This window comes from Candidatus Omnitrophota bacterium, from assembly GCA_028716165.1.
In the GTDB taxonomy this organism is placed as follows: Bacteria; Omnitrophota; Gorgyraeia; order JABMRG01; family JABMRG01; genus JAQUQI01.
On record JAQUQI010000020.1, the window covers coordinates 1 to 10049 of the forward strand.

12 protein-coding genes and 4 tRNA genes are annotated in these 10049 nt (G+C 45.9%); all 16 read right to left on the reverse strand.

All coding sequences use genetic code 11. From position 1 onward, the window contains the following. Positions 1-96, reverse strand: a 96-nt coding sequence (locus PHV77_07280) for a GTP-binding protein (protein ID MDD5505080.1), incomplete at its 3' end; no start/stop codon positions are given. 63 nt (positions 97-159) lie between these two features. Then, positions 160-235 (reverse strand) — tRNA-Thr (locus PHV77_07285). 189 nt (positions 236-424) lie between these two features. Next, entirely contained in the window at positions 425-1177 is a 753-nt protein-coding gene (locus tag PHV77_07290; protein MDD5505081.1) for a hypothetical protein, read from the reverse strand. Positions 1178-1505: 328 nt separating this feature from the next. Further along, positions 1506-1581: transfer RNA gene (locus tag PHV77_07295), tRNA-Gly, on the reverse strand. A gap of 68 nt (positions 1582-1649) precedes the next feature. Continuing rightward, positions 1650-2066, reverse strand: coding sequence for a secondary thiamine-phosphate synthase enzyme YjbQ (locus tag PHV77_07300; protein MDD5505082.1), 417 nt, complete (start codon positions 2064-2066; stop codon positions 1650-1652). Then, positions 2063-2539, reverse strand: coding sequence for a flavodoxin family protein (locus PHV77_07305; protein ID MDD5505083.1), 477 nt, complete (start codon positions 2537-2539; stop codon positions 2063-2065). The genes PHV77_07300 and PHV77_07305 overlap by 4 nt, the downstream gene beginning before the upstream one ends. 117 nt (positions 2540-2656) lie before the next feature. Beyond that, a tRNA-Tyr gene (locus PHV77_07310) sits at positions 2657-2742 on the reverse strand. Between the two features lie 337 nt (positions 2743-3079). Further along, positions 3080-3155 (reverse strand) — tRNA-Thr (locus PHV77_07315). A gap of 13 nt (positions 3156-3168) precedes the next feature. Further along, the gene (locus PHV77_07320) at positions 3169-4026 is read right to left on the reverse strand and encodes an NAD(P)H-hydrate dehydratase (GenBank protein MDD5505084.1); all 858 of its coding nucleotides are present in this window, start codon (positions 4024-4026) and stop codon (positions 3169-3171) included. 38 nt (positions 4027-4064) lie between these two features. Next, on the reverse strand, positions 4065-4442 hold the full coding sequence (acpS, locus tag PHV77_07325) for a holo-ACP synthase (protein MDD5505085.1): 378 nt from the start codon (positions 4440-4442) through the stop codon (positions 4065-4067). Between the two features lie 9 nt (positions 4443-4451). Then, the gene (locus PHV77_07330) at positions 4452-5165 is read right to left on the reverse strand and encodes a pyridoxine 5'-phosphate synthase (protein MDD5505086.1); all 714 of its coding nucleotides are present in this window, start codon (positions 5163-5165) and stop codon (positions 4452-4454) included. Continuing rightward, the gene (gene glmM / locus PHV77_07335; GenBank protein MDD5505087.1) at positions 5146-6558 is read right to left on the reverse strand and encodes a phosphoglucosamine mutase; all 1413 of its coding nucleotides are present in this window, start codon (positions 6556-6558) and stop codon (positions 5146-5148) included. Before glmM ends, PHV77_07330 begins: the two co-directional genes overlap by 20 nt. An 18-nt stretch (positions 6559-6576) precedes the next feature. Continuing rightward, positions 6577-7032, reverse strand: a complete 456-nt coding sequence (locus PHV77_07340) for a YbbR-like domain-containing protein (GenBank protein ID MDD5505088.1) — start codon at positions 7030-7032, stop codon at positions 6577-6579. Positions 7033-7107: 75 nt separating this feature from the next. After that, complete coding sequence (gene cdaA / locus PHV77_07345; GenBank protein ID MDD5505089.1) at positions 7108-7926, reverse strand: diadenylate cyclase CdaA; 819 nt, start codon at positions 7924-7926, stop codon at positions 7108-7110. A gap of 7 nt (positions 7927-7933) precedes the next feature. Continuing rightward, a complete protein-coding gene (gene folP / locus PHV77_07350) occupies positions 7934-8791 on the reverse strand; it encodes a dihydropteroate synthase (protein ID MDD5505090.1) in 858 nt (285 codons plus the stop codon). 29 nt (positions 8792-8820) lie between these two features. Continuing rightward, a partial coding sequence (gene ftsH, locus PHV77_07355; GenBank protein MDD5505091.1) for an ATP-dependent zinc metalloprotease FtsH occupies positions 8821-10049 on the reverse strand: 1229 nt, incomplete at its 5' end.

A 10049-nucleotide genomic window follows, 5' to 3' on the forward strand; every position in this document is an offset into this window, starting at 1 on the left:
GATAGCTGACGTAAGGGTCGTCTTACCGTGGTCCACGTGCCCTATGGTCCCGATATTGAGATGGGGTTTCGTTCTCAAGAATTTTTCTTTTGCCATTTGGACCTCCTTAAGATAAATTTATACTTATATAAACGGATTAAGAAACAAAAAAACGTCACCTGGAGCTGCTGACGGGAATTGAACCCATGACCTCGTCCTTACCAAGGACGCGCTCTACCTACTGAGCTACAGCAGCGCAGAAAGCCGCCATAGCTTTGCGCGCTATTACTGCTTAAATAGAAATAGAGTATATAGTTTAGCAAAAAATTGTTTTTTGTCAAGATTTTTTTTAAATATTTTTTTTAAATATTTTTTAAAGGGTAAAAACAAGAGCTGCTGGCAGGTTTTAACACGCGGGAAACCGCGTGGAAGATAAAAAAATTACCTAACGATAATAACTTATAAAAGCCCTTGAATCTCTGCCGGGAATGCTTATCTTGGCTATTACCCTGCCGGCACGAAACAAACTAATCTCGCCTGGCGATTTGCCGGATACTCTGTTAAATATACGAGCGGCATCGCGGGCAACCGCTCTTAATAACTGGTCGTCGCGCAATGTGCTGTGGAAATTAATGTCAACATCAAATTTATTATCGGCAAACCTGACCTCACCAACGCTATAATAATAACGATACCTTGAATCCGCGAAAAAAGCCTTACGAATACGATAAACATTGTTGTCCATTACGGCGGCATTTGCCATACCATCGCGGGGAACAGGCAATATGTACTGCCTTATGCCAAACAAACACAGGCCAAAAAATAATATCATGGCCGCTGCCAAAAGAAACAAGAACCGCATCTGCTTTTTATATAGACGCTCTATGTCAACCAGGGCCTTATGTGAATGAGCGTCAAGGCTCTGCGTGATTTCTGTCGCCCTTTTCTGCAAAAGTTCCTGCTCTCGTTTTATCCTGACATCAAATGATAAAAGACTATCATGATAGAGATTGTTCAGGTTGTGCGGTTGGTGGACACTGACTTGGCCAGGACTGCTGCTCTGCCCTTTAATAAGCGACTCAAGCTTTGATACCTCTTTTTCAAGTTGAAGTATCTTCTTGCGATAGGCCTCTTCACGTATGCTTTTATCGCCAAAAAGCCTTACTTCCTTATCGTCTCTTTCCGGATGCGCATTCATATGTAAAATATACACTATATATAACGTAAAATCAAGCGGGGCAGGCATAAAAAAACTTTTTACGCAAGGGTCGGCGCCCTACACTCACTTCGTTCGTTTCGGGTCGGCCATTCGCCCTTAAAATGCTCCTATTGTCGCATTTTATTACAGGGCTCTATTCTCGCCCCTGATAATTCTGCCAAAAATAAAATGGAGCGGGAGACGGGGCTCGGCGCCCTGCACTCACTTCGTTCGTTTCGGGTCGGCCATTCGCCCTTAAAATGCTCCTATTGTCGCATTTTATTACAGGGCTCTATTCTCGCCCCTGATAATTCTGCCAAAAATAAAATGGAGCGGGAGACGGGGCTCGAACCCGCGACAGTCTGCTTGGAAGGCAGACGCTCTACCAACTGAGCTACTCCCGCTTGATAATATAATAAGATCAAAAAATTTTTCTAACACCAATATAAAACCCTGCTCAAAGCAGGTTCTATTACTGGCCAATTATCTTTACCAATACCCTCTTTTTTCTTTTTCCGTCAAACTCGTAATAAAAGATTTGTTCCCATGGCCCTAAATCCAGGGCAGACCTTGTTACCGCGACAACCGCCTCCCTGCCCATAATAGTTCTCTTTAGGTGCGCGTCGGCATTATCCTCACCAGTAAGATTGTGTCTGTATCTGTCAATTCCTTCCGGAGCAAGGCTGTCAACCCATCGCATAATGTCGCTGTGAAGCCCCGGCTCATCATCATTAATAAAAACCGAGGCAGTTATATGCATGGCATTTACGAGGCAAAGCCCTTCTTTAACCGCGCTTTCCTTAACAGCCTGCTGTATCTGTCCGGTTATGTTGATTATTTGCCGGCGTTTTTCGGTATCAAACCATAGGTATTGGGTGTAGGATTTCATTTGCAGGCCATAACTAATAATCGCGCGAACCTCTGGGCGAATCTCTGGCATTGGGCCCGCGCTCTTTCGTCGGGAGCGCCAATGGAAACCGGGCCGTAATGACTGCCTGACGGATCGCCTTGTATGATCATTCCGTGTATAAGCATCGCATTCAGTATATCAAGTATCGTCGTTTCACTGCCCCCGGCGATGTTTACCGCGGTGGAAAATGCGGCGCCAGGTTTTCCATCAAGGCTGCCATGAAATTTTACTGATTCGTCAAGCAGTATTTTGATGTGCCCTGCCATGCCTCCGTAATAAGTAGGCGAACCGATTATAATACCATCCGCGGATTTTAAATCATCCAAACAAACTTTATCCGTTTCTTTGATAACAGCATTATGCCCCTGCGCTTTCAGGCCCTCACCGATAAGTTGCGCCATCTTCTTCGTATTGCCTGTCCGCGAATAATATACAATCAAGACCTTGGCCATATTATCTCCTAAAAATAATGGGGGTATTTTTGTTTAGAAAAATAACGCTTCACCTGTCTACAATAGGAAAAATGTAATGCGAATTCAGAACTGAATGGAAACTTTTTTCATAATACATGGTGGGCAGGGAAGGATTTGAACCTTCGTAGGCGAAAGCCGGCAGATTTACAGTCTGCTGCCATTGACCGCTCGGCCACCTGCCCATAAATTTTTTAATTAGCGCCCTTAAAATGCTCCTCTTGGTCGCATTTTATTGCAGGGCTCTATTCGATTCCTCTTTGAAAAAATGGAGCCGGCGAGAGGAATCGGCGCCCTACACTCACTTCGTTCGTTCCGGGTCGGCCATTCGCCCTTAAAATGCTCCTATTGTCGCATTTTATTGCAGGGCTCTATTCGATTCCTCTTTGAAAAAATGGAGCCGGCGAGAGGAATCGGCGCCCTACACTCACTTCGTTCGTTCCGGGTCGGCCATTCGCCCTTAAAATGCTCCTCTTGGTCGCATTTTATTGCAGGGCTCTATTCGATTCCTCTTTGAAAAAATGGAGCCGGCGAGAGGAATCGAACCCCCGACAAGCTGATTACAAATCAGCTGCTCTACCAGCTGAGCTACGCCGGCCCATCCTTTTTATCTAACCGTAAATTTTTTTAAACACCCGCGGCAAATACCTTATAATATCTCTTGCCCTTAAGGATATCTCGCCTGTTTCTTTTGCCGCGAGATCGCCTGCTAAGCCGTGCGCGTAAACCCCAAGCCTGGCCGCCTCAAAACTTGGCATACCTGATGCTAACAGGGCTGATATTATACCCGAAAGAACATCGCCACAGCCGGCCGACGCCATACCCGGGTTGCCAGTATTGTTTCTGAACAGTTCCCCTTTGGCAGAAGCAACTATTGTCCCATGGCCTTTTAAAACAGTTGTTACATTATATTCGGTGGCAAATTTTTTTGCAACATTTATTTTATCTTTGTTTACAGACGCGCTTTGGCAGCAGATAAGGCCTGCCATTTCGCCCGGATGGGGTGTTATCACAATATCGCTTTTTCCATCAAGGCAGGACAAATGCCCTGCCAAGGCATTAATAGCGTCGGCATCAATAACCATAGGAACCCTAATGTCCCTGATTAGCCGCCTCATTAAATATTGGGTATCATTATTTCGCGAAACACCAGGCCCTATCAAAACACATGACGCCTTACTGCGGCAAAAACGCATTATGCGGCCGTGGGCACCGCGTGACAATGACTTTTGGCTTGTTTCAGGCAGAGCCATTGTCATAGCTTCTATCAATTTTACGGCCATGAAAGCGTCAAGGCTTTCCGGTATGGCAAGCGTCACAAGCCCGCAGCCGGAAATCATGGCAGCCTCACAGGCTAAGTACGCGGCTCCTGTCATGCCCGCGGAACCTGCCACAATCAATATGTGCCCGTAATCCCCCTTATGGGTATCGGCTATTCTTTTTGGAATTTTGAATTTAGTATTATTCATGCGTTATAGGCCGGCAAGCATTTCCATTTAGAAATACATCATTTCACCAATATGACATTAGCAATAGCATAGGTGCGCGTATGAGACATGCTTATTACTATATCCTTGACCTGCATATTATTGCTAAGCCGTTTTACCTCACCGGTAAGGCGGATATTCGGCTTACCAGAAGGCTCGTTCCAAACCTCTATATCCTTCCACTCCATCCTGCTTGTAAGCCCGCTGCCTAAGGCCTTTAACACAGCTTCCTTTGCCGCGAAACGGGCGGCCAGATGCTGATACGATGAAATCTTTTCAGTTGAATATTCCAATTCTTTATCGGTAAAAATCTTTTTCAAAAAACCCTGTTTCCATTTCCTGGCGGCGTTCCTTATCCTTGATATTTCAATAATATCCACACCGGCGCCTATAATCATGCAAACAACCTAATTGATTATTCTCTTCATCTCTTTGACAGCCTCGCTCAAACCTATAAAAAGCGAGGCGGCAATAATTGAAAAACCTATGTTTAGTTCCTCAATGCAGGATATCTTTGCTATCCGCGTGACATTTTGATAGTCAAGGCCATGGCCCGCGTTGATTCCAAGCCCTATTTTTTTACCGAATAATACCGCGGCCCTGATCTTACGTAATTCCTCTAATCTGGCTGCCGCGTCTGCGGCATTAGCATATCTTCCGGTATGCAGTTCCACAAAATCAGCCCCTATTTCGCGCGATGCCTCTATCTGCCTCTTTTCAGGGTCAATAAATAGGTTTACAACAATGTCATTCTGTTTCAACATTTTCACGACCCTGGCTACCTTAAGTTTTTGCCCAAAGACATCCAGTCCTCCTTCGGTCGTAAGTTCTCTGCGTTTTTCGGGAACTATTGTGGCCTGATCAGGCCTTACTAAAACAGCCGCACGCAATATCTCTGGCGATATTGACATCTCAAGGTTAAGCCGGCTTCTGACGGATTTTCTCAATCTGTGCAGGTCATCATCATTTATATGCCTTCTGTCGGAACGCAAATGGCAAACAATGCTGTCGGCTCCTGATAATTCGCACACGCGCGCCGCCTTGACAGGATCGGGAAAATTTTCTCTGCGCGCCTGCCTCAATGTCGCGATATGGTCAATGTTAACGCCTAACTTTGGCATCCAGTTCTTCCTTTGCGGCCGCGGCAATATCATTAGCGACCTCTTTTATCTCCAGGCTGTCCTGGCCTTCTACCATTATCCTAAGCTTATTTTCGGTGCCCGAATAGCGTATATAAAGCCTGCCTTTTGAACCGAGTTTTTTTTCCGCTTTTTGTATAACTTTTTTTGTATCAGATAATTCGTCTATCGGTATCTTTCCGGCCACATCCACATTAAGCAGGATTTGAGGAAACTTATACATATGGCTGGCAAGCTGGCTAAGAGGCTTCTTTTCCTGGGCCATTATCTTTAGCGTAAAAAGCCCTGCCAGCAGGCCGTCGCCGGTTGTGGAATGGTCTAAAAGCACTATATGCCCTGACTGTTCGCCTCCAAGGTTAAGCTTTGCCTTGGACATCTTGTCCAGAACATACTTGTCCCCGACCTCGGTCTTTATTACCCTGCCGCCCCATTGGCTTACGGCAATTTCAAGGCCCAGATTGCTCATATGAGTAGTCGCAATGGAATTTTTGTTTAATAAGCCTTTCTGGTAAAGATATTTTGATATAATGGCTAAAATAAAATCTCCGTCAATAATCTGCCCTTTTTCATCACATAATATTACCCTGTCGCCGTCGCCGTCAAGAGCGAAACCGCAGTCTAAGCCGTTATCAAGAACATATCGGGATACAGCCTCGGGATGCAGTGAACCGCTCCGGTCGTTTATATTCATTCCATCCGGAGTATTATTAATGCAATACATGTCCAAACCGAGCCTTTGCGCGATTTCCGGTATAATGTTTGATACAGCTCCGAACGCGCAATCAACCGCGATTTTATATCCGCTTATATCATTGTCCGCGATAATGCCCTTAAGCAAGTCGGCATAGGCGGAGATAGCGCCGTATTCTTCTTTTATCTCACCCTGCTTGTAATCAGCCGCCCCCGCCGTGTTTTCGGGGGCCAGGGTATTCTTGTCCTGCTCGGGTTTGGATAATGACAATGTCTTTATGAGACTATCCATCCGCGCCTCTTCCTCAAGGGTAAGTTTATAGCCTTTGGATGAAAAAAATTTTATTCCATTGTCTTCCACGCCATTATGGGAAGCTGATATTATTACCGCCATGTCATGATTAAGCTTTTTGGCAACAAAAGCCGCGCAGGGCGTTGTCATGACCCCGAATTTCACGACATCAACGCCGCAGGACAATATCCCCTTTACCAGCTGGGTTTCAAACATATCCGCGGAAGCCCGCGTATCTTTTGCCACAGATATGCGCTGCCTCTTGCGTTTATGCGCGTTCTTCTCAATCGCGAACATCGCCGCGGCCCTGCCTATATGGTAAATCATGTCTTCCGTAAGAGGATAAACCCCGACCTTACCTCTAATGCCGTCCGTTCCAAACACTGTAGTCATAACAGACAATGCCCTCCATTACCTCTTTCTGGCCCTGCTAATGGGTATTGTTACTTTGACAGAACCCTCGTAGTTGACTTTACAGCCAGGAATATCAGCTATCTTTGCCTGGCCTTTAAAGCTGTTGTTCCTGCCCTGAACATTTATAGGCTCCGTGGAAATATATGTAAGATTGTTTATGGTATCGGCAGGCCCCGCGATAACAGAATATGATGGCCTGACCGATATCCTGCTTAATACAAGTTTGTAATCCTGCGCGGGTTCACCCATGATTTTCGCGTAGATAGGAAGTTTTTTCACTACAATATCCTCCCCGGAGATATCAACCATAGATAATGAAGCCGTATCGGTTTCCCTGCCCAGGCTTTCCTTATACAGCTGCCCGCCTATATAACTCCACGCAAATAACGCGAGGACTAGGGATATAAGCTTAATAAAAAAATTATTCAGTATGATATTTTTTATAAACTTCACCTTGCCGCCTCCTGAATGATTGCATGCCAAAAATAGGCCGCGTAGTGGTGATTGCCTTAATAAGCTCCGGCAATCCTATGCCTTGGGTTCTTTTTTCCTTCTAAAAAACCTGACAGGCGCTTTCCTTTTGTGCTTAACCGGATGGCACAAATTAATAAGCACGCGCTCAAGCCCTTCTTCGTTTAAATCTCTAGTAAGCCTGCCGCTTATGGCAAGCGACACGGAACCTGTCTCTTCCGAAACAACTATAGCAATGGCGTCTGTTTCTTCAGTGAGTCCGATAGCGGCCCTGTGCCGGGTTCCGAGGCCCTTGCTTATTTTAGGGTTATCCGATAAAGGTAACAGGCATCCGGCTGCAACAATCCTGTCAAGGCGTATGATAACACTGCCGTCATGAAGTGGAGTATTTGGGATAAATATCGTGGATAAAAGCTCCTGGCTGACACAACCGTCAAGTGTGGTCCCTGTCTCCGTATACGGTTTAAGCGACGTAGTCCGCTCAATTGATATGATGGCCCCTACTTTTTTGCTTGATAGAAAAAAGGCGGCACGCACAATCTCGCTTATTACATGGCCTTCAATGGCAAACCCCTTAAATAAGCCTTTTTCCCCTATACGGGCCAGGCCTTGCCTTAGCTCGGGATGGAATATGACTAAAAAAGCAAAAATTAAAACAGCAAAAAATTTTTCAATTATCCAATTAAGCGTGTAGAGGCCCATGCGCTGGGAAAGAAACGTCATGGTCACAACTATCACAAGTAAAAATATGACGAGGCCCTTTAATACCTGGAATGCCCTGGTCTCTTTGATAAAAACTAATATTGCGTAGAACGCCAGCCAAAGTATAGCTATCTCTAAAAACGGTTTCCATATACTCGCTATATAATCCAACATAATGGCCTCAAGATTTTCTTATGGCATAAGCTATCTTTAATACTGCCGCGGATTCTTTTATATCATGCGCTCTTATTATGTCTGCACCCTGATACGCGGCTATCGCGTTTGCCGCCGCGTTAGGAATGGCCCGTTGGCAGACATCAAAACCGGTAATATTGCCCAAAAATGACTTTCTTGATATGCCAACCGCAATCGGATAACCTATTTTTTTAAAACAGCGTAAGCTATTAATAATGGATAGATTGTGCCAAACAGTCTTTCCGAAACCGATACCAGGGTCCAATATTATACTGTCCTCTCTGATCCCCGCCCGGAGGGCAAAACAAACAGACCTTTTAAGATACGCTGATATATCATCAATAAGATCGTCATAGGCGGGCTTTTTTTGCATTGTCCTGGGGCTTCCTTTCATGTGCATTATGATAATCCCCGACTCATACCTGGAGCATACCTGCGCCATTTTACCGTTCCCCCGCAGGCCTGTTATGTCATTGATAAGAGAAGCGCCGTCTTTAAGGCATTGTTCAGCCACTTCAGGCTTATTGGTGTCAACAGATATAGGTATCCTGATCTTACCTCTAATTCGCCTTATAACGGGCAAAATCCTGGATAATTCCTCATCAACGCCTATAGATAAGGCCCCCGGACGGCTTGATTCTCCTCCGATATCCAGGATATCGGCGCCCTGATTTTCAATCTGCGCGGCCCTGCGGCAGGCGGATCTTATATCAAAAAACCTGCCGCCGTCTGAAAACGAATCAGGGGTGACATTAAGCACACCCATCAGCAAAGGCCTTTTAGAAAGATCCCATTTATGGCCTTTTATGCTCAATATTCTATGCCGGACTTTTAGCTGTGCCATCGGACTTATTAAAACCCGTTCAAAGGATCTTAAACATTGACATCTTTATCAGGCTCCTGCAAAAGTCCTGCCGCCTGTCTGGCCTCCTGGGCCGTTAAAACCTCTTTTTCCAACAGCAGTTCGGCCAGTTTTGTAAGCTTGTCTTTATTTTTTTCAAGCAATCCCCTGGCATAATCGTAAGCGTCGTTGATAATACCGGATATCTCTTTATCTATGAATTGAGCTGTTTCATCACTATAATTACGGTCCTCGGCTATGTCCCTGCCCAAAAATACCTCGTGATGTTTTCTGCCGAAAGTAATATGCCCCATCCTGTCGCTCATACCGAATTCGCATACCATGCGGCGCGCGGTCTCGGTAGCGACCTGAAGGTCGTTATGTGCGCCTGTCGTGATCTCATTAAACACAATCTGTTCGCTGGCCCTGCCGCCAAGCAAAACAATAAGCCTGTTGGTTATCTCCGTCTTTGATATGATATAACGGTCTTCTATCGGCAGTTCCATGGTATAACCTAAAGCAGACGCGCCGCGAGGCATAATAGAGACCTTGTGCAATTCCTCGGAACCCGGCAAAAGAAGCCTTAAAAGCGCGTGGCCGGATTCGTGATAAGCAACTATGCGTTTCTCTTTCTTGCTGATAACACGGCTTTTTCTCTGCGGGCCTGCCATGACCCTTTCTATGGATTCCTGCAGTTCGTTTGACGTTACGAATTCTTTGTTGCGTCTTGCCGCAAGCAATGCCGCCTCATTGATAAGATTGGCCAAATCAGCCCCTGAAAAACCCGGCGTCTGCTTTGCCAAAGACAGCAAGTCCGCGTCTTTGTCCATCTTCACGTCCTTTGAATGGACATTGAGTATATCCCTCCTGCCATTTATATCAGGCCGGTCTATGACAATATGGCGGTCAAATCTGCCAGGCCGTAAAAGCGCAGGGTCAAGGACATCAGGCCTGTTTGTCGCGGCAATCAATATCACGCCTATCTTTGTTGAAAAACCATCCATCTCAACAAGCAGGGCGTTTAAGGTCTGCTCCCGTTCATCATGGCCTCCGCCTATGCCGGCAAATCTCTGCCTGCCGACCGCGTCTATTTCATCCATAAATATAATGGCGCCTTTGCCTTCTGTTTTCGCGGATTTCTTCGCCTGCTCAAACAAATCGCGCACCCCCGCGGCGCCTACCCCGACAAACAACTCCACAAAATCCGAACCGCTTATGCTGAAAAAGGGCACGCCCGCTTCTCCGGAAACGGCCTTGGCAA